The following is a 23,653-nucleotide window of genomic DNA, read 5'->3' as shown; positions in this document are numbered from 1 at the left end:
AGGGTCAGAGTGGGTCGGCAGGCGGCGCGGGGTGGGCAGGGCCGGGTCGATGAGGTGGCGGATCGCGGAGGCGGCCTCCTCGTCGACGGGCATGTACACCGACGACAGGTCGGCCGCCTCGGCCAGGGCGCTGCCGTCGAAGCTCACCACGGCCACGTCGCCGGGGACGCGGCGGCCGGTTTCGCGGAGGGCCTGCAGTGTCCGGAACGCGGGCGACCGAGCCGGCCGGGACGTCGCGCTACTTCGTGAGCTTGTAGACGGTCGTGTTGCCGGCCGTCTCCGCCGTGAAGTTGGCGGCGACCCAGGTGGCGATCTCGCTGTTGCCGCCGCCCATGCCGCCGCCGCGGCCGCCGGAGACGTAGTAGGCGATCTCGCCGCGGGCCACCGCGGCCTTGAACCAGGACAGGGTGGGTGCCGGGTCGGAGCCGTCCCAGCCGCCGATGGCGATCACCGACTTGCCGGTGGAGAGTTCCAGCTCGGCGGCGGTCTGGTCGCCGGTGGTGGCGGCGGCCCACTTCGTGGTCGTGGACTTGAGCAGCGTGGTCAGCTCCGTCGAGCCGCCGCCCATGCCGCCCATCCCGCCGAAACCGCCGCCGCCGAAGCCGAAGCCGCCGGTCGTGGCCGGGCCCGAGCTCGGGATGGAGCCGGCGTGGGGCTGGGCGGCGGTGGCCAGGGCCCAGGCGGAGGTGGCCGAGAAGGAGGCCAGCAGGGCGGTCAGGGCGACGACCACGGCCAGGCGGCGGGTGAACGCGGCGCCCGCGGCGAACGCCACGGCGGCGGCGCCGCCGACGACCAGCACCGTCCAGCGCAGCCACGGGTGCCAGGAGGCGTCGCGGGCCAGGAGGGTGAAGTCCCAGGCGGCGGTCGCGAAGACCATCGCGGCGAGGACCAGGCGGGCGGAGGTGGCGGCGCGGGCCCGCCACAGCTCGCGGCCGCCGATGGCGACCAGGGCGCCGATCGCGGGGGCGAGGGCGACCGTGTAGTACGGGTGGATCGTCCCCGACATGTAGCTGAAGACGACGCCGGAGACGAGCAGCCAGCCGCCCCACACGATCAGGGCCGCCCGGGTGACGTCGGTGCGCGGGGCCCGGCGGGTGAACCACAGGCCGGCGACGAGGGCGATCAGGGCGGCGGGGAGCAGCCAGGAGATCTCGGTGCCCATGCTGTCGCCGAAGAGGCGGGTGATGCCGGTGGCGCCGCCGAAGCCGGTGTTCTGCATGCCGCCGCCCCCGCCCCCGCCGCCGCGGTTGCCTGCGCCGCCGAGGATGCGGCCGAGTCCGTTGTAGCCCAGGGCGAGCTCCAGCAGGCTGTTGTCGGAGGAGCCGCCGATGTACGGGCGGGAGCCGGCCGGCCACAACGCCACCAGGGCCACGAACCAGCCGGCCGACACGACGAGGGTGGCGCCCGCGGTCAGCAGGTGCACGAACCGGCGGCCGATGGTGGTGGGCGCGGCGACCAGGTAGGCCAGCGCGAAGCCCGGCAGGACGAGCAGGCCCTGCAGCATCTTCGTCAGGAACGCGAAGCCGAGCGCGGCGGCGGCCAGTGCCAGCCAGCGGGCGGAGGCCTTCTCCACGGCGCGGGTGGTGCAGTACGCCCCGGCCACCAGCAGCAGCACGAGCAGCGCGTCGGGGTTGTCGAAGCGGAACATGAGCACGGCCACCGGGGTCAGGGCCAGGGCGGCCCCGGCGAGCAGGCCGGCGACCGCGCCGAAGTGCCGCTTCACCGTGGCGTAGAGCAGGGCCACGGCGGCCACGCCCTCGAGCGCCTGTGGGACCAGCAGGCTCCAGCTGTTGAAGCCGAAGACGCGGCCCGACAGGGCCATCACCCACAGCGAGGCCGGCGGCTTGTCGACCGTGATGACGTTGCCGGCGTCCAGCGAGCCGAACAGCAGCGCCTTCCAGCTCTGGGTGCCGGCCTGCACCGCGGCGGCGTAGAAGCCGTTGGCGGTGCCCGAGTCGCCGAGGCGCCAGAGGTACAGCACCGCCGTGAGCAGCAGCAGGGCGGCGAGCGCGGGGCGCTGCCACACCGGGCGGGTCGGGCCGGGCGCCCGCTGGGCGTCCGGGGCAACGGCCGTCCGGGGCAGCGTCGTAGTGGTCATGGGTACCGACGATCCGGGCCGTGGCTGTCCCGCGGTTGTGGGCAACCTGGGCGCAGCCTGTGAACCGACGAGCCGCTCTTGCCATTCCAGCAAGATGCCTTGCCGCTGACGCCAGGCCGCAAAACAATGGTGGCATGAGTTTGCAGTACGACGTCATCGTCATCGGCGGTGGAGCAGCCGGGCTGAGCGGGGCATTGGTCCTGGCCCGGGCCCGCCGCCGGGTCCTGGTCATCGACGGCGGGCGGCCCCGCAACGCCCCCGCCGACGGCGTGCACAACTACCTGGGGCGCGAGGGGACCCCACCCGGCGAGCTGGTGTCGATCGGGCGGCAGGAGATCCAGCGGTACGGCGCGGAAATCCTCGAGGCGACGGTCGACTCCGTGCGCCGGGAGGGCGAGCTGTTCCGCGTCAACGGCGAGCACCTCGCGCGGCGGCTGCTCGTCACGACCGGCGTGGTCGACGAGCTGCCCGACATCCCGGGCGTGGCCGAGGGCTTCGGGCGGCACGTGCTGCACTGCCCGTACTGCCACGGCTGGGAGGTCCGCGACCGCCCCATCGGCATCATCGCCACCAGCGCCCTCGCCGGCCACGCGGCGCAGCTGTGGCCGCAGTGGAGCGACGACGTCGTGCTCTTCACCAACGGGCTCGAGGTCGCCGGGGTACCGGAGAAGGTCCGCGTCGTCGAGGGGCTCGTGGCGGGCGTCGACGAGTCCGGCGTACACCTGCGGGATGGAACCATCGTCCCGCGGGAGGCCGTCGTGGTGCAGACCAGGCCCACCGTGCGGGCCGCGTTCCTGGCCGAGCTCGGGCTGGAGGTCGCGGACCTGGAGATGCAGGGCGAGGCGGTGGCCACGTACGTGCCGGCCGACCCGACCGGGAAGACCTCCGTGCCCGGCGTGTGGGTGGCCGGCAACGTGTCCGACCCGATGGCGCAGGTCATCCAGGCCGCGGCGGCCGGCGGGAAGGCCGGCGCGATGATCAACATGGATCTCATCGTCCAGCCCTGACCGGTACGGTGAGACGGTGAGCAGCGGCGAGGAACGCGACGGGGTCGCGCTGACCAACCTGGACCAGCCCATCTTCGAGGGGGCCGGCGCCACCAAGCGCGACCTCGTCGACTACCTCGACGCCGTGCGCGACCGGATCATCCAGGCGCTGCGCGACCGCCCGCTCTCCGTGGTGCGCATCATGCGCGGCCAGGACGCGTTCATGCAGAAGAACGTCCCGAAGTACACCCCGGAATGGGTCCGGACGGTCCACATGTGGGCCGAGACGTCGAAGCGGGACGTCGCCTACGCCCTGTGCAACGACCGGCGGACGCTGCTGTGGTTCGCCAACCAGCGCGCCGTGGAGTACCACCCGACGCTGGTCCGCGCCGACGACTGGGCGCACACCACGCACCTGGTCCTCGACCTCGACCCGCCGGAAGGCGACGGCTTCGGGCTGGTGGTGCGGGCCGCCGGCCTGGTCCGCGAGACCCTGTCGGCGGCCGGCCTCACCGGCGCGGTGAAGACCAGCGGCGCCAAGGGCCTGCACATCTTCGTGCCGATCGCGCCCACCCCGATGGAGGACGTGGCCGCGGCCACCCGGGCGATCGCGGCCCGCGCGGAGCGGCTCGACCCGCAGCTGGCCACCACCGCGTTCATCCGCGAGGACCGGCACGGCAAGGTGTTCCTGGACCCGACCCGGGTCGGCGGGGCCACGGTGGTGTCCGCCTACAGCCCGCGGCTGCGGCCCGGCTGCCCGGTGTCGTTCCCGCTCGACTGGGCCGACCTGGACCGGGTCGCCCCGCGCGACTTCACCGTCCACACCGCGCCCGGCCTGCTCGGCGCGGACGACCCGTGGGAGGCGCGGATGCCGGCGCCGCAGGAGATCCCGGCGGACCTGATCGCCGAGGGCCACACCATCCCGGTCCCGCGCGTGCAGGCCATGCACGAGGGCAAGCGCCGGGCCCGGGCCAAGCGGGCCGAGCAGTGATCCGCATCGACCCCGCCGACCCGGACTGGGCGCGGCGCGGCCTGGAGCTGGCCGCGGAGGTCGGCGCCGCCGCCGGGCCGCTGGCGCTTCGGGTCGAGCACATCGGCAGCACCTCGATCCCCGGCATGGCCGCCAAGCCCCTCTTCGACCTGCAGCTCAGCGTCGCCGCCCTCGACCCGGCCGCGCTGGACGGCCCCCTCGAAGCGGCCGGGTCCGCCCGCGGCCCGTACGGGCAGGACCACGTCCCGGCCGGCCTCGACGACCCGCCGGAGGCCTGGCGCAAGCTGTTCTACGTGCGCACCGCCCCCGAGCCGGTGAACCTGCACGTCCGCCTGGCCGGCTCGCCCAACGAGCGCTTCGCGCTGCTCTTCCGCGACTGGCTGCGGGCCAACCCGGCGGCGGTGGCGGCCTACGGGCGGTTCAAGGAGGTCCTCGCCCGGCACGTGCCCGACGTCGGCACCTACTCGGACATCAAGGACCCCGTGGTCGACCTGGTGGTGGCCGCGGCCCTGACAGGGGAGCGCTCTCGCGACGTCCTGTAAGGTGCGGACGTGGTTTCGGGGATTAGCGTCGAGGCGCCCGGCAAGATCGCGACGCGGGCCCTGGTGCCGCTCGGCGTCATGTTCTTCTTCGTCGGCCTGTCGACCGCGGTCGTCGGCCCGTTCGTCTCGCTGTTCCTCAGCAGCGAGGTGCACGCCGGCCCGGCCCAGGTCGCCGCGTTCCTGGTCGCCGGCCCGGTGGCCGGCATGGTGTCCAACACCATGCTGGGCAAGCTGTCCGACCGCCGCCCGATCCGCCGCCGCCTGCTGCTGACCGCCGCCCTCGCCGGCTGCACGGGCTCGCTCGTCATCGCGTTCGTGCGCGACTACTGGGTGCTGCTCGCCCTGACCATCACCGTGACCGCGATCAGCGGCGCGCTGTTCCCGCAGTCCTTCGCCTACGCCCGCGAGGTGCTGGAGCAACGCGGCTCCGCCCGCGCCGCGATGGCGATCAGCACCCTGCGGATGCTGTTCTCGATCGCCTGGGTGGCCGGCCCGCCCGTCGCCGCGCTGCTGGTCCAGGCCGGTGGCTTCCGGGTGCTGTACCTCACCGCCGCCACCATGTACGCGGTGGCCGCCGTCGTCGTGCTGCTGCGCCTCGAGGAGGTCCCGCGCCCGGCGCACCACGAGCGGCCCCCGGCCGGCCGCGTGCGCGTGCCGGTGCTGCTGACCGTGGCCGCGTTCGCCCTCATGCAGGGCGCGGGGGTGCTCGGAGTGCAGGCGATGTCGCTGTACCTCAGCCACGTGCTCCATGCCCAGGTCCGCGACGCCGGCCTCGTCCTGGGCCTGTGCGCCGCCCTGGAGATCCCGCTGATGCTGGGCTTCGGCGCGCTGTCCACCCGCTACCCCCTCGGCCGCCTGATCATCCTCGGCAGCGCGATCGGCGCCCTGTACTACGCCCTGGTCAGCCTGGCCGTGCACAGCTGGCAGGTGGCGGTACTGCAGCTGCTCAACGCCTGCTTCATCGCCGCCGTCCAGGGCCTGGGCATCTCCTACGTGCAGGAGCTCCTCCCGGGCGAGCCGGGCCGCGCCGCCACCCTGGCCGGCAACGCGTTCCCGATCGCGGGCATGATGGCCGGCCCCCTGCTGGGCCTGTCGGCGCACCTCGGCTACCGGTACGCGTACGTCGCCGGCGCCGTCCTGTGCGCCCTGGGCCTGCTCCTGCTCGTCACGATGGCCCGCCGTCACCAGCACCCGGCACCCGCCTGACCGGCGCCTCCACCTTGCTCTCGGCCCCCCAGAGGTAATAGGCGGGCCGCCCGCGGCGCAGCCCGGACCGATAGATCCCGGCTCCCGCCCCGACCGGGTAGTAGGCGACGCTCCCCCGCCCGGCCGCCGCGAGGTCGGCCAGGCCCCAGGCCTTCAGGTGCGGCCACCAGGCGTCGTACATGACGATGGCGCCGTCGCGCACCAGCACCCGGAGCGGCTCCCCGCCCGGGAACCGGAAGACGCTCCCCGCCCGAATCCCCGCGTCCTCCACGGGCACAGCGTAGGGCGCGGCCGGCTCGGGGTGCTCAGAACCGGAAGCGGCTGACCAGGGTGCGCAGGTCGCCGGAGACGGCGGCCAGGTCCGCGGCGGCGTCGCGGACCGCCGTGACGCCGGTCGTGGTGGTCCGGGCGGCGTCGGCGACCGCGGTGGCGTCGGTGCTGATGCCGGTGGCGGCGGTGGCGACGCCGCCGATGCCGCGGCTCATGTCGCCGGTGGTTGCGGTCTGCTGCTCGATGGCCGAGGCGATCGTCGCCTGCAGGGCGTTGATCTGGTCGATGACCTCGGTGATGCGGGCGATGGCCCGGACCGCCTCGCCGGTGTCGGCCTGGATGGCGCGGATGCGCTCGTCGATGTCGGCGGTGGCGCGGGCGGTCTCGGAGGCGAGCTCCTTGACCTCGCCGGCGACGACGGCGAAGCCCTTGCCGTGCTCGCCGGCCCGGGCGGCCTCGATGGTGGCGTTGAGCGCGAGCAGATTGGTCTGCTCGGCGATCGCGCTGATCACCTTGGCGATCTCGCCGATCTGCCGGCTCGAATCGCTGAGCTTGCCGACGATGCCGGTCACCTGGCCGGAGACCTCGGCGGCGTCCGCGGTGACGCGGGCGGCCTCGCCGGCGCTGCGGGCGATCTCGCCGATCGAGGCGCCCATCTGCTCGGCGCCGGCCGCGACCGCCTGGACGTTGCCGGAGATCGCGCCGGCGGACGTGCTCGTGGCGGCGGCGCGGCGGCTCGTCTGCTCGGCCGAGTCGGCCAGGCCGCCGGAGACGGCGGTCAGGTCCTGGGAGCGGCCGGCGAGCCGGTGGGACTGCTGGTCGACCGCCTGCATCGCCCCGGCGATGCCGCCCACGAACCGGTTGAACACGGTGGCCACGGCGGTCAGCTCGTCGCGCCCGTCCTCGGCGAGCCGGACGCGCAGGTCGCCGTCGCCGTCGGCGATCTCGGTCAGGCGCTGGCGCAGGGCCCGCAGCGGCACCCGGATGCTGCGCACGATGACGACCGCGACCAGCAGGAACGCGAGCAGGCCGAGGAGCCCGGTGACCACCATGATGGTGCGGCCCCGCCGGGCCGCCGCCGCCGAGTCCCGGGCCGCCGCGACGCCGTCGGCGGTGACCTTGTCGGCGAGCTTGCTGGTCGCGTCCGACGCCGCGTAGAAGGCGTCGATCGACTCGCCCGAGGTGAGGGCGTCGGACGCGGCCATCGCCGCCGGGGTGCCGGTGCGGTAGCCCGTCACGATCCGGTTGTCGATCTCCATGAACCACTCGAACCCCTGCCGCGCCTTGTCGAGCAGCGTCTCCTCGTCCGAGCTCAGCCGGGCCTGCGCGAGGGTCTCGTAGTTGGTGCGCAGCACGGCGGCCGAGTCGAGGAACTCCTTGCGCTGCCCCTCGGAGTCCGACAGCGCGTTCGGCACGCCGCGCACGAAGTCGAACGCGTACCCCGTCTGCCAGCCGGAGATGTCCGCCACGCGGAACTTGGCCTCCATCGCCGTGTGCCCGAGCCGCATGGCGTCCTGCACCCGTTCGCCGGCGCGCAGCTGCGTCTGGAAGCCGTCGATCGCGGTGCCCATCAGCAACGCGGAGAACAACAGCCCGACCCCGGCGAACAACACCACCCGGGTCCCGATCCGCCAACGACGCAGCGCCATGACCATAAACGTCTGATCGGCGCACGAACGCCCATCTCAAGCCCAGAGCCGATGAAAGTCAGCGTGGGCCGGATTCCTGGCGCGCGGAAGGGACGCCGCTGAGACGTCCAGCGGCGCGATCAGGGCGGCCAGTGCGGCCGCCGCCGGGCCGGTGAGCGTGTCCAGGGCTCGATGGGCCGGCGACGGTCCGGTCAGTGCACGCGGCGGCGTTGTTTCTTGGCGCGGTTGCCGCAGCTGTCCATCGAGCACCAGCGGCGGCTGCCCGGGCGGGAGGCGTCCAGGAACACCGCGTGGCAGGAGGGGTCGGCACACTCCCGCAGCCGATCCACCGCCGGCGACGTGACGAGGTCCAGGGTGTCGCGGGCGATGAGGGCCAGGGTGGCGGTGACGGGGTCGTTGGCGTACCACCGCAGCTCCCCGGTCCCGATCAGCGCCGGGATCGGCACCGAGCGCGTCGCCGCCTGGTTCACCCGCTCGCGCTGCTCCTCCGGCACGGCGGACAGGCCCTCGCCGCGGCGGGCGGCGCCGACCAGTGCGTGCACCGCCTCGCGCAGCTGCTGGGCGTCGCGCACGATCGCGGCCGGCACCACGCTGCCCGGCACCGGGGCGACGGGGCCGCACTGGGCGACCCACGCGGACAGCGCCGGGCCGTCGGGCAGGTCCTCCTCGGCCTGCCCGGTGCCGCGGTGGCGCAGCGTGCGGATGAAGTCGAGGCACAGCCGTCCGGCCCCCTGGCGGAAGAGCATGTGGCTACCCTAGTGCTAACACCGGTTTAACCGGTACCCCGGGCCCGCGCGAGAAGGTCCCGCAACGCGTCCAGGACCGGGCCGGGCCGCTGCGCGTGCAGGTACTGGTGCGAGGCCCCCTCGACGAAGCGCTGCTCGCCGCCGGGCGCGGACGCGGCGATCGAGGCGTGCAGGGCGCGGATGCCGTCGTGGGCCCGTTCGAGCAGGTCCGGCGGCATGTGCTGGGCCCACAGCGGGTTCCGGTCGGCCGCGGTGAGCACGATGAGCGGCACGCCGGGGATCGAGCCGCCGGCGGCCAGCTCGGCGTACACCTCGCTCTCCAGGTTGCGGCCCTCGGCGATGCCGGTGCGCCACGTCGCCAGGCGGTGCTCGACGAGCGCCTCGCGCAGGTCGGCGGGCCACTCGCGGTACACCTGCGAAAGCGCGGCGGCGGAGGCCGAACGCTGCTCGGGGGTCAGGTCCGGCAGCTCGTCCCAGGTGGGCTTCATCGCCTCGTTCATGGCCACCACCTCGGGCGGCATGAACCGCAGCAGGTCCTCGTGCCCCGGGTCGATGAGCAGCAGGCCGGCCACGTCGGCCGGGAACAGCTGGGCGAAGCGGCGGGCGTAGACGGCGCCCATCGAGTGCCCGGCGAGCACGTAGGGACCGGGGACGCCGGCCGCACCGAGGGCGGCGCGCAGCTCGGCGGCGACGTCGGCGGCGGGGCGGGGCAGCGGGACCGGGTCGCTCCAGCCGGTGCCGCCGCGGTCGTACGTCACGGCGGTGGTCAGCTCCGCGGCGCCGCGCAGGAGGTTGTCGTACTCCAGGCCGATCAGCCCGGCACCGGGCAGGAATACGACCGGCGGCCCGCCCTCGCCGGCCCGGTAGAGCGCGATGCGGCGCCCGTCGACCTCGACGGCGGCACCCCTCGGCATTGTTCTCATGTCTGCGAACATTAGCAGTCATGCGAACATTAGCCAATGGACCCCGTCGAACTGCTGCTGCACCCGGTCCGGCTGCGCATCGTGCACTCGCTGGCCGGCGGCCGCTCCCTGACCACGCAACAGCTGTGCGACCGGATCCCGGACGCGTCCAAGGCCACGGTGTACCGCCACGTCGCCCTCCTCGCCGAGGCCGGCATCCTGGAGGAGGCGGGCCAGCAGCGGGTGCGCGGCTTCGTGGAGCGCCACTACCGCCTGCAGCCGGCCCGCGCGACGGTCTCCGCCGAGCGCGCGGCCGCGGCCACCGTCGAGGAGCACCGGCGGGCGTTCGCCGCGGCCATGGCGGCGCTGCTGGCCGAGTACTCCGCCTACCTCGACGACCCCGCCGCCGACCCTGCCCGCGACCAGGTCGGCTACCGCCAGCACGCGCTGTGGCTGACCGCGGCGGAGCGCGAGGAGCTCATCGCCGGCATGCGCGCCGCGATCGTGCCGCACCTGGCCCACGAACCGGGCGATGGCCGGGAGCAGCACCTGCTGAGCCCGGTGCTGTTTCCCATGCACGATGTCGCCCGGCACGATCACGACTCCTGATCGCTGCGCGAGGTTCCTGCGTCTTGGTCGCCGCCGCCCGAGCCGGTGTGACGAGGGCATGCCAATCTTCCTGCCGGCGGCCCGCGAGGTCCTCGCCGCCGCCGACCGGGCCCTCGCCCTCGCCCACCCGGACCGGCGCACCGTCCGCCTGGGCACGAGCACGGGCCTGGGCGGCCACCTGGACCAGGTCCTCGAGCGCCTGTCGCAGGCGAGCCGCGGCCGGGGGCGCCGGCCGGGACGCTGCAGGACACCCTGGCCGCCATCGGCGCGGACGAGAGCCTGTGGACGGTGGCCTATGCGGCCCACGCCCGCATGCTGCGCGCCGACCGGGTGGCCTTCGTGCCGTTCCGCGACCCCAGCCTGGCCCTGGTCACCTCCCTGGCCGTCCGCGACGGCGACCCGGACCCCGTGGTCCGCGTCCTCATCGGCGGTTAGCCGCCGCGGCGAAGCACAGGATCGCCAGCAGCACCGCGAACGGCCCCCAGAGGTAACGCTCCCAGCCGCTCGGCGACGCGAAGTTCGGCAGCGCGCCGAGCAGGACCAGCCCGCCCAGCACCCACGTGGCGACCCGGGCGAACCCGGCCGGCGGCACGCTGGTCAGCCCCGCCCGCCGCGCGAGCACGAGCGCGGCGACGGCCCAGACGACGACCGCGAACGCGCTGGACACGCGCAGGTCGGCGGGCAGCCGGCCCGGATGCGCGCCGCCCCACGCCGCGCGGCCGAACGGCGCGCCCGCCGCCAGCGACAGCTGGAAGGCGATCATCACCAGGCAACCGGCGGTCGCGGCGAGCGCGGCCGGGCGGGAAGCAGACGTCGTCAACGGGAGCTCCTGTCCATGTCGTCCAGGGCGGCGAGGCTCTCGTCCGCCCACGCGATCGCGGCCTCGGCGGTGTGCCGGCCCGCGGAGATGGTGAGGCGCCAGAACGGCGCATCGTCCGAGTACTGCGGCTCGCCGGCAACCTCGGCGGCGAGCCGGTCCATCTCCCGCAGCCGCCGCTCGGCGTCGGCGCGGGTGGCGGCGATCAGCTCGCGGCAGGCGTCGACGCCGAGCATCCGCCCGAAGAACAGCCGCAGCATCAGCCCGTTGCGCGGCGGCACCGCCTGGATCGGCTCGCTGAGCAGCTCCCGCAGCCGCCGCGCCCCGTCCGGCGTGACCGCGAACGTCGAGGACCGGGCCCGCGCGCCGCCCGTGCGGACCACGAGCCCGCGCGCCTCCAGGTCGTTGAGGGTCGGGTAGATCTGCCCGAAGCTCTCGCTCCAGAAGTGGCCGAGCACGTCGCGGATGGCCTCGCGCAGCGCGTACCCGGTCATCGGCTCGACGCTGAGCGCGCCGAGCACCGCCATCTCGGTCTGACTCGACCGCGCCATCCCCGCACCCCCAATATATCTGCCAGATATATTGGCCCTCCGGGAAGCCAAGGTCAAGCTCGCGCCCGGTCAGGTCGCGCTCTTGGCCTTCTGGATGCTGGCGTACAGGTGGGTGCGCATCTCCACGAACCGGGAGTCGGAGCGGGTGGTGAGCTGGTCGCGCTCGCCGGGCAGCGGGACCGGCAGGTCCTCCAGGACACGCGTCGGCGAGGACGACAGGACGACCACGCGCTGGCCGAGGTACACCGCCTCGTCGATGTCGTGCGTGACGAACAGCAGGGTCACCCCGGTCGCCTGCCAGAGCGACCGCACCAGGTCCTCCAGGTCGGCCCGGGTCTGGGCGTCCACCGCGGCGAAGGGCTCGTCCATGAGCAGCACCCGCGGCTGGAAGGCGATGGCCCGGGCGATCGCCACGCGCTGCTGCATGCCGCCGGACAGCTGCCACGGATAGGCCCGCCCGGCGTCGGCGAGGCCGACGGAGGCGAGGGCCGAGGCGACGAGCCCGCGCCGCTCGGCCCGCGGCAGGCCCTTGGCCTTCAGCGGCAGCTCGACGTTCTCGGCCACCCGCAGCCAGGGCATGAGGCTGCGGCCGTACTCCTGGAAGACGATCGCCAGGCCGTCGGGCGGGCCGGCGACCGTCGCGCCGGCCACCCGGACCTCGCCCGAGGTCGGCCGCAGCAGGCCGCCCAGGCAGCGCAGCAGCGTGGTCTTGCCGCAGCCGGACGGGCCGACGACGCAGACGAACTCGCCGGCGCCGACGGCCAGGGTGATGCCGGCGAGGGCCTCGACGCGGCGGCCGTGCCCGTCGTAGGTCTTGCGCAGCGACTCGATCTCCAGCATCGGCGGCACTCCTAACGGCCGGCGCGCTCGGCGGCGCGCGCTGCGTGGTACCAGCTCAGGACGCGCCGCTCGGCGAGGCCGAAGAGCGCCGACAGCGCCACGCCGAGCAGGCCGAGGACGAAGACGCCGCTCCACATCTGCGGGATCTGGAAGCCGCGCTGGAACTCGATGACGGTGTACCCGAGGCCGTTGGTCGTGCCGAGCAGCTCGCCGATGACCATCATGATGATGCTGATCGACAGCGCCTGGCGGGCGCCGACCACGATCTGCGGGCTCGCCGAGGGCAGCACGAAGGCGCGCAGGCGCAGCCATCCGCGGACCCGGTAGGTGCGGCAGGTGTCGGCGAGGACCTCGTCGGCGGCGCGGACGCCCTCGACGGTGTTGAGCAGCACGGGCCAGACGGCGCCGAGCACGATGACGAGAATCTTGGTGCGGTCGCTGAAGCCGGACACCAGGATGAGCACGGGCACGAGCACCGGCGGCGGGATGGCCCGCAGGAACTCCAGCGGCGGCTCGGCGAGCCGGCGCAGGGTGCGGCCGGCGCCGACGGCCACGCCCAGGGCGATGCCGAGGCCGACCGCGAGGAAGTAGCCGGCGAAGAGGCGGATCAGGCTGGGCAGGACGTCGCCGCGCAGCCGGGCCGGGGTCCACGTGTCCGGGAAGACGCGGAGGATGGTCTCGAGCGGCGGCTGGTAGAAGTCCTGGCTGCCGGCGCTGGCGAACCACCACGTCACCAGCAGGACCGCGGGCAGGGCGACGGCGGCGAGGACGCGCTTCACAGGGGAAGCTCCCGCCGTACCGATGGATGCCACGACAGCACCAGGCGCTCGGCCCGGCGGGTGACGAGGTTGGCCGCCAGCCCCAGCAGGCCGGCCACGACGACGAGGGCGTACATCACGGGCACGCCGTCGTCGCCGCTGTTGCGGGCGATGGACAGCTGCTCGCCGATGCCCTCGGTACCGCCGATGAACAGCTCGCCGGTGACGGTGAGCACGAGCGCGACCGAGGTGGCCAGCCGCAGCCCGGTCATGGCGTACGGCAGCGTGGTCGGCCACACCAGGTGCCGCGCCCGGTCCCAGCGGCCCAGCCGGTAGGAGGCGGCGGTCTCCCGGGCCACCGGGTCGACGTCGGCCACGCCGTGCAGCACCTGGATGAGCACCTGCCAGAAGGAGGCGTAGACGACCAGGAGCAGGATCGAGCGCACCGGGGCGCTGAACAGCACCACGGCCAGGGGCAGCAGCGCCACCGACGGGATCGGGCGCAGGAACTCGATCGTCGAGGCGGTCGCGGCGCGCAGCAGCGGCACCGCGCCGATGACGAGGCCGGCGGCGATCCCGGCGGCGACGGCGATGGCCAGGCCGAGCAGCCAGGTGGTCACGGTGCCGAGCAGGGCGGAGCGGAACTCGGCCCGGCCGGCCTGCTCGCCCAGGGCCCGCAGGACGACGCTGAGCGGCGGAAAGTGCTCGCGGGGCAGCACCCCGAGCCGCGGCAGCGCCTCCAGCAGGGCCGCGAACGCGGCCAGGCCGGCCGCGCCGAATCCGAACGAGCCGAGCCGGGCCGGCCTCACGGCAGCAGCTTGGACGTGTCGACCGGGGCGCTCAGCACGCCGCCGGAGGCGAGCAGCTGGTTCATCCGGTCCACGGAGGCCTTGTCGATGTCGGACGACCACTTCGGCAGCGTCATGGCGCTCGCCGAGTCGGCCTTGATGGTGGTGTACGTCGTGACGACCTGTCGCACCGCGTCGGCGTGGCTGTCGGCGTAGGCGAGGGACTCCCGCATCGCCTCGGTGAACCGCTTGACGAGGTCCGGGTTCTGGGCGATGAGCTGGGTGGAGGTGAAGTACGCGGCCACGCACAGCTTCGGGTCGACGTCGGCGAAGGCGCCGAGCGAGCGCCAGCCCTTGGCCAGGGCCGGGGCCACGAACGGCTCGACGACGAAGATGCCCTGCACCCGGCCGGCGTCCAGGGCGGCCGCCATGTCGGGGAACGCGAGCTCGACGAAGTTCACCTTCGAGCCGTCGCCGCCGGCCTTGCGCACGATCTCCTTCACCGACGTGTCGACGATGTTCTTGACGGTGTTGGTGGCGACCGTCTTGCCCTCCAGGTCCTTGGCGGTCCTGATGGCCGGGTCCTTGACGATGAGCTGGCCGAAGTCCTTGGCCGGGTCGCCGGTGGAGTTGACGCCGTTGGCGACGGCCTTGATCGGCACCTTCTGCTGGGTGGCGACGAGCAGGGACACGACGTTGCTGAAGCCGAACTGGTACTGGCCGCTGACCACGCCGGGGACGATGGCGGCGCCGCCCTGGGCCTGCTCCATGGTGAGGTCGATGTTGCGCTTGGCGAAGAAGCCCTGGGCCTTGCCGACGTAGATGGGGGCGACGTCGACGATCGGGATGACCCCGACCTTGACCTTGTCGACCCCGGCGGCCTGGTTGGCGGCCGGCTGGTCCGAGCCGCAGGCGGCGAGCGTGAGGACGGTGGAGAGGGCGAGGAATGCAGACAGGCGGTTTCTGATCATGGGGAACCTCAGCAAACCTAGCGGGGGGTGCATTCTGCGACGAACCTAGGACCGACGTTCGTCGATTGTCAACGATGTTGTGAACGTCTTCCGCCTGGCGGTATATGTTGGCAGAGTCGATTGTTCACAATCCTGCCGACGATCTCGTCAGGCGGTCGAGAGGTCCTCGAGCCAGTCCCTGCTGGCCTGCGCGACCCGGGCCGGGACGCCCAGGCCGGCCAGCAGCGCGGCGGCCGCCTCCATCTCGTGGGTCCGGCGCACGGCGTGCGTGACCGAGCCGGTGACGAGGCGGTCCAGCGTCGCCGCGTCGGCCCTGACGAGCTCCTCGGCGATGTTGCCGGCCAGCCAGTCCTCCAGGCCGGCCGCCCGCGCCGCCGCGAGGGCCTCGACCGCCGCGGCCGCCATGCCCTTGTAGAAGACGCTGCGCAGCAGCTTGCGGGTGGCGGCGAGGCCGACCGGGCCGTCGAGCACCTCGATCGGCGTGCCGAGGGGCCCCAGGACGGCGGCGAACGGGGCCGCGCCCGGTCCGCTCGCGGCCATTGGGGTGCGCAGGCCCCGGGGCGGTACCGGCGCCATGATGGCCACGTCGGCGACCACCGCGCGCTCGCCCGCGGCGCGCAGCACGGCCTCCTTCACCGCGGGCGCGGCGGTGTTGAGCTCGGCCCAGACGGTGCCGGGCGCGCAGCCGGGCAGCCCCTGCGCGAGGGCGTCGAGGGCGTCCGCGGCGCTGTTGACGCTGAGCACGACCCCGGCGCCGTGACAGGCCTCGGCCGCGTCCCGCGCCGGGTGTACGCCCCGTGGCGCGGCAACTCGCGGGTCGTATCCGCGCACCTGAGCCCCGGCGGCCACCAGATCGGCGGCGAACCGCCCGCCGGCCTCGCCGAGGCCGAGCACCGCGATCACCGGCCCCCCTCCAAAGCGTTCCGGACCGCTCACGGCAAGCCGCGCAGGTGCTCGATGACGCTCGCAATGTGCTCGCGCATCGCCGCCTCGGCCGCCTTGGGGTCGCGCTGGCGGATCGCCTCGATGATCCGCTCGTGCTGCGGCAGGGAGACGGCGGGCCGGCCCGGGTGCAGCGACAGCATGAACTGATGGCGCACCAGCTGCCCGCGCAGCGTCTCGATGATGCCGTCGGCGGTGCGGTGGGCGGCGATGGCCCGGATCAGCGCGTGCAGCCGCTGGTTGAGGTCGCTGTAGCGGTGGAACTCCCCCGCCGCGACGGCCCGGCGCATGAGCAGCGCCACCTCGTCGAGCTCGCTGGCCTGCTCGTCGGTGACCCGGGTGGCGGCGCGGGCGGCGACGAGCCCCTCGAGGACCATCCGGACCTCGCTGATCTCGATCGCCTCCTCGATGGAGACCTTGCGCACGTGCGCGCCGCGGTTGCGCCGCACCTCGACCAGCCCGTCGGCGGCCAGCTCCTGCAGGGCGGACCGCACGTTGAACCGGCTCACCCCCAGCCGCTGGCACAGCTGGGCCTCGACGAGGCGCTCGCCCGGCAGGTACTCCCCGCGCAGGATCGCCGCGCGCAGCGCCTCCCGGGCCTGCGCGGACGGCGAGGCGTGCTGCTCGGCGGCCACATTCGCGAGTGTCGCAACCCCTTCACAAGATTGTCAACAATCCGGCGAGCATCCCGTACGGCGGTTTTGCCGGCCGGGCCGTTGATCGTCGACAATCGGATAGATTGGTCGGCGTGACTGAGAAGATCCGGCTGACCGGCTACGCCCACGGCGGCGGCTGCGCCTGCAAGATCCCGCCCGGCGAGCTCGAGGCGGTGGTCGCCGGCCTGGTCGGCGGCAAGGCCCCGGACGGCCCCGGCGAGCTGCTCATCGGGCTGGACGACGGCGACGACGCCGCGGTCGTCTCGATCTCCAACGGCACCGCGGTGGTCGCGACCGCCGACTTCTTCACGCCGGTCGTCGACGACCCCTACGACTGGGGGCGCATCGCCGCGGCCAACGCCCTGTCCGACGTCTACGCGATGGGCGGCCGGCCGGTGGTGGCCGTGAACCTGCTCGCCTGGCCGCGCGAGGTCCTGCCGCTGACCCTGGCCGCGGAGGTACTGCGCGGAGGCCTCGACGTCGCCCGCGAGGCCGGCTGCCACGTGGCCGGCGGGCACTCCGTCGACGATCCGGAGCCGAAGTACGGCATGGCGGTCACCGGCCTGGCCGACCCGGACCGCCTGCTGCGCAACGACCGCGGCCGCCCCGGCCTGCCGCTCACGCTGACCAAGCCGCTCGGCATCGGCGTACTCAACAGCCGGCACAAGGCCACCGGCGAGCCCTTCCCGCACGCGGTGGCCGCCATGACCACGCTGAACCGCGACGCCTCCGAGGCCGCCCTGGCCGCCGGCGCCGAGTGCGCCACCGACGTGACCGGCTTCGGCCTTCTCGGCCACCTGCACAAGCTCGCCCGGGCCAGCGGCGTCACCGCCGTCGTCGACGCTGCCGCGGTCCCCTACCTGGACGGCGCGCGGCAGGCCCTCGCGGACGGCTTCGTGAGCGGCGGCACGCGGCGCAACCTGGACTGGGTCCGCCCCCACCTCGACCCGGGCCGCACCAGCGAGGACGAGCTGCTGCTGCTCGCCGACGCCCAGACCTCGGGCGGCCTCCTCGTCGCCGGCGAGCTGCCCGGCCACCCCGTGATCGGCCACCTCGTCCCCGGCGCCGGGGTGACCCTGCAGATCCGCTGACCAGCCCGTCCCCCGCTCCGGATCATCCGTTCGACCGATCCTGAGTGACGTGGATCACGCCCTAAGATCATCACTTCACGGCGAGCAGCGGGGTCTCAGGGTGCGCAGACAGTACTCGGTACCGGAGCGCCTCGGCGGCCTCGGCGTCGCGGTCGCGGCAGCGGCGACGGTCTGGCCGGCGGTCACCGCCGGCGCCGGCCTCGGCGTGCCGTGCCCGCTGCGCTGGGCCACCGGTATCCCCTGCCCGTTCTGCGGGCTGACCACCGCCGCGGTGGAGCTGACGCACGGGCGGCCGCTGGCCTCGCTCGGCGCCAACCCCGCGGTCCTGGGTCTCGCGATCCTCACCGCCGTGACGGTCCCGCTCGTCCTGCTGCGGTGGCTCGGCCTGGTCTCCCCGCCGGTGCCGTGGTCCGCCTCCACCCGCCGCCGGATCGAGCTGGCCGCGCTCGCCGCCGCGGCAGCGAGCTGGGCGTTGCAGCTCCACCGGTTCGGACTCGTCTGAACCGCCCGTTCCCCACACCCCCCAGAGGAGCAATATCCCCATGAACTACGCATCCTGGCCCCAGCGCGTCGGCGCCAGCCTCATCGACGCCATCCCGATCTGGATTCTCATCGGCATCGGCATGGCCGTGGACGGTCCCGGCAGCGACGGCGGCCCGGGCCTCATCTACTTCCTCTTCACGCTGCTCGCCCTCGCGTTCGCCCTCTACAACCGCTCGTACCTCGGCGGCCAGGGCGCCAGCATCGGCAAGAAGGCCCTCGGCCTGAAGCTCGTCGACGAGCAGACCGGCCAGCCGCTCGGCTTCGGCAAGGCGTTCGTGCGCGACATCTGCCACTTCGTGGACGCCATCATCTGCTACATCGGCTTCCTGTTCCCGCTCTGGGACGCCAAGCGTCAGACCATCGCCGACAAGATCATCAAGACCCTCGTCGTCAAGGGCTGACCGACCGCGGCGGCCGGCCGCTCAGGCCACTGGGCGGCCGGCCAGCACGAAGCCGGGCAGCGCGAACCCGGCGGCGAGCCCGGAGAGCAGGAACGTCCCGCCCCGCAGCTCCGGCCGCCAGCCGCCGGCCAGGGCGTGGTCGACGAGCGCGCGCACGTCGGCGGGGGTCGGGTACGCCGTGTCCGTCACGCCCGCGCCCCACGGGCCGGGCGGGGCCGCCGGGATCAGGTCGGCCTGCAGCACCCGGCCGGTCTTGCCGCCGCCCCAGACCCGGACGCGCACGGCGCGCTGCCAGTCGAGGCCGGCCCGCGTCCAGCGGATGTCCGCGCGCCACACGAACTCGCGGGGGCCGATGCGCAGGCGGCGCAAGCGCGGGCGCGGCATGTCAGGCGGTGCCGCGCTGGGGGTCCACGACGTACTTCGGGTCCTTGGCCGAGGCGACGCCGGCCTCGAAGATGCCGAAGCGGGTGGCCAGGGACCCGGCCAGCAGGGCGGCGCCCGACAGGGCGGACACGACGCGGCTGCGGCGGCCCAGCAGAGCGCCCGCGGCGCCGGCCAGGTTCAGGGCGCGGGCGGCGCGCAGGAGGCGGGCCGCCTTGCCCGTCCGGTACGGCTCGCTCAGCAGGCCCAGGCCGGTCTCGATGCGGTGGGTGGCGGCCAGCTCCAGGGCCACGCCGGTGACGGCCAGGGCGCGGGCCGGGCCGCCCTCCTGCACCGGGGCGCCGATCAGGCCGACGGCGGCGCCGCTGGCCAGCGCGCTGCCGGCGAAGGCGAAGGGCAGGTCGGCGCGGGCCTCGTGCCACGACGGGACGGCGGTGTCGGCGACCAGGACCGCCGTGTACGTGGCCAGGCCCGGCGCCAGCACCGCGGCACCCACCCCGGCGGCGCGACCGGCGGCATCCGTGAGGCGGGCCGCCGGGCCGCTCCAGCGGCGGGGGCGGGCCTCGGCCGTGGCCGCGAGCCCGGCGGCGCCGCCGAATGCGGTGAGGATCCAGGTGCCGACGGACATCGGCGAGGTCGGCTTGGCCACCCGCAGCATGTGGTGGAAGCGCTCGGGCCGGCCGAGGTCGTTGATCAGGAAGTAGGTGCTCGCCCCCAGGGCCCCGAGCGCGGCCAGGCGGGCGGCCCGCCGGGTGCGCGCACGGCCCGTCAGGTCGGCGCCGGCCGCGAGCAGGGCACTGCCCGCCGCCAGCCCGCCGGTGAAGAGGTACGCGGGGATGTCGTGCCGCCACACCGGCGCCTTGAGGATCGGGCGTCCGTAGTACGAGTCGCTCACTTGCGCCTTCCCATGAAGGAGACGGCCACCGCCGCGGCCATGGTCAGGGCGGCCAGGCCGGCGCGCTTCCACATCTGCGGCAGGTCGCGGGTGGTGGCGACCGGGGCCGGGGGCAGGCCGTAGACCTCCGGCTCGTCGAGCAGCAGGAAGAAGGCGCCCTGGCCGCCGACGCCGTCGGCGGGGTCGTGGCCGTACAGCCGCGCCTGGGGCTCGTCGAGGGCCTCCAGGCGGGCCTGGGCGCGCTCGCGCAGCTCGTCCAGCGGCCCGTACTGGATGGACTCGGTCGGGCAGGCGGTCGCGCAGGCCGGCATCAGGCCGTCGCCGATGCGGTCGTAGCACAGGGTGCACTTCCAGGCGCGGCCGTCGCCCTCGCGGCGGTCGATGACGCCGTAGGGGCAGGCGGAGACGCAGTACCCGCAGCCGTTGCAGATGTCGGCCTGCACGATCACGGTGTCGAACTCGGTGCGCATCAGCGAGCCGGTCGGGCACACGTCGAGGCAGGCGGCGTCGGTGCAGTGCTTGCACACGTCGGAGGCCATCAGCCAGCGCATGTCGCCGTCGGGCTTCGCCTGCTCGATGAAGGCGACGTGCCGCCACGAGTTCGCGTCCAGCTGGCCGGTGTTGTCGAAGGACAGGCCGAGCAGGTCGAGGCCGTCGGCCGGCACGCCGTTCCACTCCTTGCAGGCGACCTCGCAGGCCTTGCAGCCGATGCACACGCTGGTGTCGGTGAAGAAGCCCATCCGCTGCGGTGCGCTCACACGCCGGCCCTCCGGTTGTAGTCCTCCACGAGGGCGCGCAGCGCGGTGCCGCGGGGGCGGCGGCCGGGGCGCACGTCGCAGGTGCCCACCTTGCTCTCCTGGATCAGCACGTTGGGGTCGAGCACGATGCCGACGAGGTCGTTGGCGGAGTCGCCGGTGGTGAGGCCGGCGCTGCCCCAGTGGTACGGCAGCCACACCTGGTGCACCGGCCGCCCCTCGATGCGCAGCGGCCGCAGCCGCTTGGTCACCAGGACCCGCGCCTCGATGGCGGAGCGGCTCGTGATGACGTGCGCCCAGCCGAGGTGCTCCAGGCCGCGCTCCTGCGCCAGGGCCGGGGACACCTCGACGAACATCGCCGGCTGCAGCTCCGACAGGTAGTCGAGGGTACGGCTCATGCCGCCCGCGGTGTGGTGCTCGGTGAGCCGGCTGATGGTGAACACGAACGGGAACACGTCGCTGCGGGACGGGTTGGACGGGTTCTCCGAGCGCTGGTAACGCTTGCGGGTCGGGTTGGCCTGCTGCGGGTACAGCGGGTTCGCCACCGGCGACTCGGCCGGCTCGTAGTGCGTCGGCATCGGCCCGTCGACCAGCCCGGACGGCACGAACAGCCAGCCCTTGCCGTCGCCCTGCATCACGAACGGATCGTCCCCGGCGATGCCCGCCGATCCGGACGTGCCCGGCGCCGGGCGGTACGACGGCGGCTTCGTCTTCTCGAAGTCGGGCACGTCCGGCCCGGTCCACTCGCCCTTCTCGGCGTCCCACCAGATGTAGCGCTTGCGCTCGCTCCACGGGCGGCCGTCGAGGTCGGCCGAGGCGCGGTTGTACATGATCCGGCGGTTCATCGGCCACGCCCAGCCCCACTCCAGCCCGATCGGGTCGGATTCCGAGGCGGGGGTACGGCGGGCCGCTTGGTTGACGCCGTCGGCGTACACCCCGGAGTAGATCCAGCAGCCGCACGCCGTGGAACCGTCGTCCTTGAGGTGCATGAAGCCGGACAGCGGCTCCCCGGTGGCGACGTCGAAGCCGTTGATCTCGCGCAGTACGGCCTCCGCGGAAGGCTCCTCGTGGGGCCCGTGCGTGGGGTAGTCCCAGGCCAGGTCGCGCACGGCCCGGTCGCGGGGCAGCGGCGAGCCCGCCAGCCGGGACTTGAGCAGCCGGCCGAGGTGGTAGAAGAACCACAGCTCGGAGCGGCAGTCGCCCGGCGGATCGACCGCCTTCTGCCGCCACTGCAGCAGCCGCTGGGTCTGGGTGAACGTGCCCTCCTTCTCCACGTGGGAGGCGGCGGGGAGCAGGAACACCTCGGTCTTGCAGGTCTCGGGCGAGATCTCGCCGGTCTCGATCTCGGGCCCGTTGCGCCAGAAGCTGGCGCTCTCGATCTCGTACAGGTCGCGCACCACGAGCCAGTCCAGCTGGGCCATGCCGAGCCGCTGCGCCCGGCCGTGCGCGGAGCCGACGGCCGGGTTCTGCCCCAGCAGGAAGTAGCCCTTCACCTTGCCGTCGAGCATGTTCAGGACGGTCTGGTAGGTGCCGTGGTCGCCGGTCATCCGGGGCAGGTACCCGTAGCCGAAGTCGTTCCCGGCGGTGGCGGCGTCGCCGAAGTACGCCTTGAGGAGGCTGACGGCGAAGGCGCGCGCGTTGCCCCAGAAGCCCTTCTGCCCGGGGTTGCGGATCGAGTCGACCCAGTCCGAGAAGGTGTCGTGCTTGCCGGCCGAGGGCATCGGCAGGTACCCCGGCAGCAGGTTGAACAGCGTCGGGATGTCGGTCGAGCCCTGGATGCTGGCGTGCCCGCGCAGCGCCATGACCCCGCCGCCGGGCCGCCCCATGTTGCCCAGCAGCAGCTGGATGATGGCGCCGGTGCGGATGTACTGCACCCCGACCGAGTGCTGCGTCCAGCCGACCGAGTACACCAGCGCGGTCGTGCGCTCCCGCCCGGAGTTGCGGGTCCAGGCCTCGCACACCCGCGCGAACTGCTCCGGCGGCACGCCGCACACTTCGTGGACCATTTCCGGGGTGTACCGCGCGAAGTGCCGCTTCAGGATCTGGTACACGCAGCGCGGGTGCTGCAGCGTCGGGTCCCGGTCGACGGCGGCCGGCACGCAGGGCCCGTGCGACTCGTGCTGCATCGCCGCCGCGGTCTCCCGCGTCGCGGCGCCGTGCTCCGGCTGGTGATCCTGCCCCTGGTAGCGCCACGACGACGGGTCGTAGGCGGCCTTGTCCGGGTCGAAGCCGGAGAAGAGCCCCTCGAGGTCCTCGGTGTCGCGGAACTCCTCGCCGATGATCGTGGCCGCGTTGGTGTACGCGACGACGTACTCGCGGAAGTCCAGCTCGTTGCTCAGGATGTGGTTGACCACACCCCCGAGGAACGCGATGTCCGACCCGGCGCGGATCGGCACGAACATGTCGGCGAGCGCGCTGGTGCGCGTGAACCGGGGGTCGATGTGGATGACCGTCGCCCCGCGGGCCTTGGCCTCCATCACCCACTGGAAGCCGACCGGGTGGGCCTCGGCCATGTTCGAGCCCTGGATCACGATGCAGTCAGCGTTGGCCAGGTCCTGCTGGAATCCCGTGGCCCCGCCGCGACCGAAGCTGGTCCCCAGACCGGGGACGGTGGCGGAGTGTCAAATACGCGCCTGGTTCTCGATCTGCAGCGCCCCGATCGCCGTGAACAGCTTCTTGATCAGGTAGTTCTCTTCGTTGTCCAGCGTCGCCCCGCCAAGACTGGCGATGCCGAGCGTCCGGTTGAGCGGCGCGCCGTCCTCGTCGGCGTCCTGCCAGGTCTCCTCCCTGGCCTGGACCACCCGATCGGCGATCATCTCCATCGCCGTGCCGAGGTCGAGCTCCTCCCAATCGGTGGCGTACGGCCGCCGGTACTTCACCTTCGTCGCCCGCAGCGGACTGGTCACGAGGCTCTTGCTGGCCGAGCCCTTCGGGCACAGCCGCCCGCGCGAGATCGGGCTGTCGGGGTCGCCCTCGATCTGGATGACCTTGCCGTCCTTGACGAACACCTGCTGAGCGCACCCGACGGCGCAGTAGGGGCACACGGACTTGGCCACCGAGTCGGCCTGCGTCGTGCGCGCCCGCAGCGCATCGGTGCGCGGTGAGCGCACGGCGTCGCCCCGGCCGGTCGGATCCGACCCGGTCAGCTGCCGATAGACGGGCCACCGCCGCAGCCACTCCATGGTCAAGACTCTAGCGCCTGCCTACCCTGGACGCGTGGCGAGCATGGACGAACCGGCGCGGGTGATGCTCCTGTCCGACACCC

At 73.7% G+C, this 23,653-nt stretch carries 25 protein-coding genes and 2 pseudogenes; 9 read left to right on the top strand and 18 right to left on the bottom strand.

Annotated elements, in window-relative coordinates; genetic code table 11:
* Positions 1-54: 54 nt before the first annotated feature.
* Together ABD352_RS57550 and ABD352_RS09685 are read right to left on the bottom strand one after the other, a co-directional pair.
* Positions 55-201 (bottom strand): annotated as a pseudogene (locus ABD352_RS57550) (substrate-binding domain-containing protein); the annotation flags it as partial.
* 37 nt (positions 202-238) lie between these two features.
* A complete protein-coding gene (locus tag ABD352_RS09685) occupies positions 239-2,098 on the bottom strand; it encodes a glycosyltransferase family 39 protein (RefSeq protein WP_344611921.1) in 1,860 nt (619 codons plus the stop codon).
* Between the two features lie 134 nt (positions 2,099-2,232).
* Here ABD352_RS09685 and ABD352_RS09680 point away from each other — a divergent pair, with 134 nt between their 5' ends.
* Genes ABD352_RS09680 through ABD352_RS09665 form a run of 4 tightly spaced genes read left to right on the top strand, consistent with a single transcriptional unit; the run spans position 2,233 to position 5,823 of the window.
* Positions 2,233-3,105 carry an NAD(P)/FAD-dependent oxidoreductase gene (locus tag ABD352_RS09680; RefSeq protein ID WP_344611920.1) on the top strand — a complete coding sequence of 291 codons (873 nt, stop codon included), beginning with the start codon at positions 2,233-2,235 and terminating at the stop codon, positions 3,103-3,105.
* A gap of 16 nt (positions 3,106-3,121) precedes the next feature.
* The gene (locus tag ABD352_RS09675) at positions 3,122-4,075 is read left to right on the top strand and encodes a DNA polymerase domain-containing protein (protein WP_344611919.1); all 954 of its coding nucleotides are present in this window, start codon (positions 3,122-3,124) and stop codon (positions 4,073-4,075) included.
* Positions 4,072-4,617 carry a GrpB family protein gene (locus ABD352_RS09670; protein ID WP_344611918.1) on the top strand — a complete coding sequence of 182 codons (546 nt, stop codon included), beginning with the start codon at positions 4,072-4,074 and terminating at the stop codon, positions 4,615-4,617. Before ABD352_RS09675 ends, ABD352_RS09670 begins: the two co-directional genes overlap by 4 nt.
* 9 nt (positions 4,618-4,626) lie before the next feature.
* Positions 4,627-5,823: a sugar efflux transporter gene (locus tag ABD352_RS09665; RefSeq protein ID WP_344611917.1), complete on the top strand. Its 1,197-nt coding sequence runs from the start codon at positions 4,627-4,629 to the stop codon at positions 5,821-5,823.
* Here ABD352_RS09665 and ABD352_RS09660 read toward each other — a convergent pair.
* The 4 genes from ABD352_RS09660 to ABD352_RS09645 form a co-directional block, all read right to left on the bottom strand.
* The gene (locus ABD352_RS09660) at positions 5,783-6,094 is read right to left on the bottom strand and encodes a hypothetical protein (protein ID WP_344611916.1); all 312 of its coding nucleotides are present in this window, start codon (positions 6,092-6,094) and stop codon (positions 5,783-5,785) included. The genes ABD352_RS09665 and ABD352_RS09660 overlap by 41 nt on opposite strands.
* 34 nt (positions 6,095-6,128) lie before the next feature.
* Complete coding sequence (locus ABD352_RS09655) at positions 6,129-7,742, bottom strand: methyl-accepting chemotaxis protein (RefSeq protein WP_344611915.1); 1,614 nt, start codon at positions 7,740-7,742, stop codon at positions 6,129-6,131.
* Positions 7,743-7,933: 191 nt separating this feature from the next.
* On the bottom strand, positions 7,934-8,488 hold the full coding sequence (locus ABD352_RS09650; RefSeq protein WP_344611914.1) for a CGNR zinc finger domain-containing protein: 555 nt from the start codon (positions 8,486-8,488) through the stop codon (positions 7,934-7,936).
* A 26-nt stretch (positions 8,489-8,514) separates the two neighbouring features.
* Positions 8,515-9,411 (bottom strand): alpha/beta fold hydrolase, encoded by an 897-nt coding sequence (locus ABD352_RS09645; protein ID WP_344611913.1) that lies wholly within the window; start codon positions 9,409-9,411, stop codon positions 8,515-8,517.
* Between the two features lie 36 nt (positions 9,412-9,447).
* Between ABD352_RS09645 and ABD352_RS09640 the strand changes: the two genes are divergently transcribed.
* Together ABD352_RS09640 and ABD352_RS09635 are read left to right on the top strand one after the other, a co-directional pair.
* Positions 9,448-9,999: a helix-turn-helix domain-containing protein gene (locus tag ABD352_RS09640; protein ID WP_344611912.1), complete on the top strand. Its 552-nt coding sequence runs from the start codon at positions 9,448-9,450 to the stop codon at positions 9,997-9,999.
* Between the two features lie 288 nt (positions 10,000-10,287).
* Complete coding sequence (locus ABD352_RS09635; RefSeq protein ID WP_344611911.1) at positions 10,288-10,434, top strand: hypothetical protein; 147 nt, start codon at positions 10,288-10,290, stop codon at positions 10,432-10,434.
* Here ABD352_RS09635 and ABD352_RS09630 read toward each other — a convergent pair.
* From ABD352_RS09630 to ABD352_RS09595, 8 genes are all read right to left on the bottom strand, one after another.
* Positions 10,421-10,819 (bottom strand): hypothetical protein, encoded by a 399-nt coding sequence (locus tag ABD352_RS09630; RefSeq protein ID WP_344611910.1) that lies wholly within the window; start codon positions 10,817-10,819, stop codon positions 10,421-10,423. The two genes, ABD352_RS09635 and ABD352_RS09630, sit on opposite strands and share 14 nt — an antisense overlap.
* The gene (locus tag ABD352_RS09625) at positions 10,816-11,367 is read right to left on the bottom strand and encodes a PadR family transcriptional regulator (protein ID WP_344611909.1); all 552 of its coding nucleotides are present in this window, start codon (positions 11,365-11,367) and stop codon (positions 10,816-10,818) included. The genes ABD352_RS09630 and ABD352_RS09625 overlap by 4 nt, the downstream gene beginning before the upstream one ends.
* 69 nt (positions 11,368-11,436) lie before the next feature.
* Complete coding sequence (locus ABD352_RS09620) at positions 11,437-12,207, bottom strand: ABC transporter ATP-binding protein (protein WP_344611908.1); 771 nt, start codon at positions 12,205-12,207, stop codon at positions 11,437-11,439.
* An 11-nt stretch (positions 12,208-12,218) separates the two neighbouring features.
* Positions 12,219-12,986, bottom strand: coding sequence for an ABC transporter permease (locus ABD352_RS09615; protein WP_344611907.1), 768 nt, complete (start codon positions 12,984-12,986; stop codon positions 12,219-12,221).
* Positions 12,983-13,774 (bottom strand): ABC transporter permease, encoded by a 792-nt coding sequence (locus ABD352_RS09610; protein WP_344611906.1) that lies wholly within the window; start codon positions 13,772-13,774, stop codon positions 12,983-12,985. Before ABD352_RS09610 ends, ABD352_RS09615 begins: the two co-directional genes overlap by 4 nt.
* The gene (locus ABD352_RS09605) at positions 13,771-14,724 is read right to left on the bottom strand and encodes an ABC transporter substrate-binding protein (RefSeq protein WP_344611905.1); all 954 of its coding nucleotides are present in this window, start codon (positions 14,722-14,724) and stop codon (positions 13,771-13,773) included. Before ABD352_RS09605 ends, ABD352_RS09610 begins: the two co-directional genes overlap by 4 nt.
* 147 nt (positions 14,725-14,871) lie before the next feature.
* Positions 14,872-15,627 (bottom strand): DUF1932 domain-containing protein, encoded by a 756-nt coding sequence (locus tag ABD352_RS09600; protein WP_344611904.1) that lies wholly within the window; start codon positions 15,625-15,627, stop codon positions 14,872-14,874.
* A gap of 29 nt (positions 15,628-15,656) precedes the next feature.
* Positions 15,657-16,301, bottom strand: coding sequence for a GntR family transcriptional regulator (locus ABD352_RS09595; RefSeq protein WP_344611903.1), 645 nt, complete (start codon positions 16,299-16,301; stop codon positions 15,657-15,659).
* A gap of 104 nt (positions 16,302-16,405) precedes the next feature.
* Here ABD352_RS09595 and selD point away from each other — a divergent pair, with 104 nt between their 5' ends.
* The 3 genes from selD to ABD352_RS09580 all read left to right on the top strand — a co-directional run bounded on the left by selD (position 16,406) and on the right by ABD352_RS09580 (position 18,357).
* A complete protein-coding gene (selD, locus tag ABD352_RS09590; RefSeq protein WP_425553509.1) occupies positions 16,406-17,413 on the top strand; it encodes a selenide, water dikinase SelD in 1,008 nt (335 codons plus the stop codon).
* 100 nt (positions 17,414-17,513) lie between these two features.
* Positions 17,514-17,915: a DUF2752 domain-containing protein gene (locus ABD352_RS09585; protein WP_344611901.1), complete on the top strand. Its 402-nt coding sequence runs from the start codon at positions 17,514-17,516 to the stop codon at positions 17,913-17,915.
* A gap of 40 nt (positions 17,916-17,955) precedes the next feature.
* Entirely contained in the window at positions 17,956-18,357 is a 402-nt protein-coding gene (locus tag ABD352_RS09580; protein ID WP_344611900.1) for an RDD family protein, read from the top strand.
* Between the two features lie 21 nt (positions 18,358-18,378).
* Here ABD352_RS09580 and ABD352_RS09575 read toward each other — a convergent pair whose 3' ends face one another.
* The 4 genes and pseudogenes from ABD352_RS09575 to fdh all read right to left on the bottom strand — a co-directional run.
* Positions 18,379-18,741: an integrase gene (locus ABD352_RS09575; RefSeq protein ID WP_344611899.1), complete on the bottom strand. Its 363-nt coding sequence runs from the start codon at positions 18,739-18,741 to the stop codon at positions 18,379-18,381.
* Between the two features lies 1 nt (position 18,742).
* Complete coding sequence (gene nrfD / locus ABD352_RS09570; protein ID WP_344611898.1) at positions 18,743-19,633, bottom strand: NrfD/PsrC family molybdoenzyme membrane anchor subunit; 891 nt, start codon at positions 19,631-19,633, stop codon at positions 18,743-18,745.
* Entirely contained in the window at positions 19,630-20,373 is a 744-nt protein-coding gene (locus tag ABD352_RS09565; RefSeq protein WP_344611948.1) for a 4Fe-4S dicluster domain-containing protein, read from the bottom strand. The genes nrfD and ABD352_RS09565 overlap by 4 nt, the downstream gene beginning before the upstream one ends.
* A gap of 17 nt (positions 20,374-20,390) precedes the next feature.
* Positions 20,391-23,570 (bottom strand): annotated as a pseudogene (gene fdh / locus ABD352_RS09560) (formate dehydrogenase); the annotation flags it as partial.
* Positions 23,571-23,653: the final 83 nt, after the last annotated feature.

Source organism: Dactylosporangium salmoneum, assembly GCF_039532525.1.
Lineage (GTDB): Bacteria > Actinomycetota > Actinomycetes > Mycobacteriales > Micromonosporaceae > Dactylosporangium > Dactylosporangium salmoneum.
Note: the sequence above shows the minus strand (reverse complement) of the source record. Positions and strands in the feature narration are given on the sequence as shown.

Excerpts from the sequence above, each read along its gene's own strand:
- ABD352_RS09625 (WP_344611909.1), bottom strand. The coding sequence starts at position 11,367 with ATGGCGCGGTCGAGTCAGACCGAGATGGCGGTGCTCGGCGCGCTCAGC.
- ABD352_RS09685 (WP_344611921.1), bottom strand. The coding sequence starts at position 2,098 with ATGACCACTACGACGCTGCCCCGGACGGCCGTTGCCCCGGACGCCCAG.
- ABD352_RS09580 (WP_344611900.1), top strand. The coding sequence starts at position 17,956 with ATGAACTACGCATCCTGGCCCCAGCGCGTCGGCGCCAGCCTCATCGAC.
- ABD352_RS09605 (WP_344611905.1), bottom strand. The coding sequence starts at position 14,724 with ATGATCAGAAACCGCCTGTCTGCATTCCTCGCCCTCTCCACCGTCCTC.
- ABD352_RS09650 (WP_344611914.1), bottom strand. The coding sequence starts at position 8,488 with ATGCTCTTCCGCCAGGGGGCCGGACGGCTGTGCCTCGACTTCATCCGC.
- ABD352_RS09565 (WP_344611948.1), bottom strand. The coding sequence starts at position 20,373 with ATGGGCTTCTTCACCGACACCAGCGTGTGCATCGGCTGCAAGGCCTGC.
- ABD352_RS09640 (WP_344611912.1), top strand. The coding sequence starts at position 9,448 with ATGGACCCCGTCGAACTGCTGCTGCACCCGGTCCGGCTGCGCATCGTG.
- ABD352_RS09620 (WP_344611908.1), bottom strand. The coding sequence starts at position 12,207 with ATGCTGGAGATCGAGTCGCTGCGCAAGACCTACGACGGGCACGGCCGC.
- ABD352_RS09680 (WP_344611920.1), top strand. The coding sequence starts at position 2,233 with ATGAGTTTGCAGTACGACGTCATCGTCATCGGCGGTGGAGCAGCCGGG.
- ABD352_RS09575 (WP_344611899.1), bottom strand. The coding sequence starts at position 18,741 with ATGCCGCGCCCGCGCTTGCGCCGCCTGCGCATCGGCCCCCGCGAGTTC.
- ABD352_RS09645 (WP_344611913.1), bottom strand. The coding sequence starts at position 9,411 with ATGAGAACAATGCCGAGGGGTGCCGCCGTCGAGGTCGACGGGCGCCGC.
- ABD352_RS09655 (WP_344611915.1), bottom strand. The coding sequence starts at position 7,742 with ATGGCGCTGCGTCGTTGGCGGATCGGGACCCGGGTGGTGTTGTTCGCC.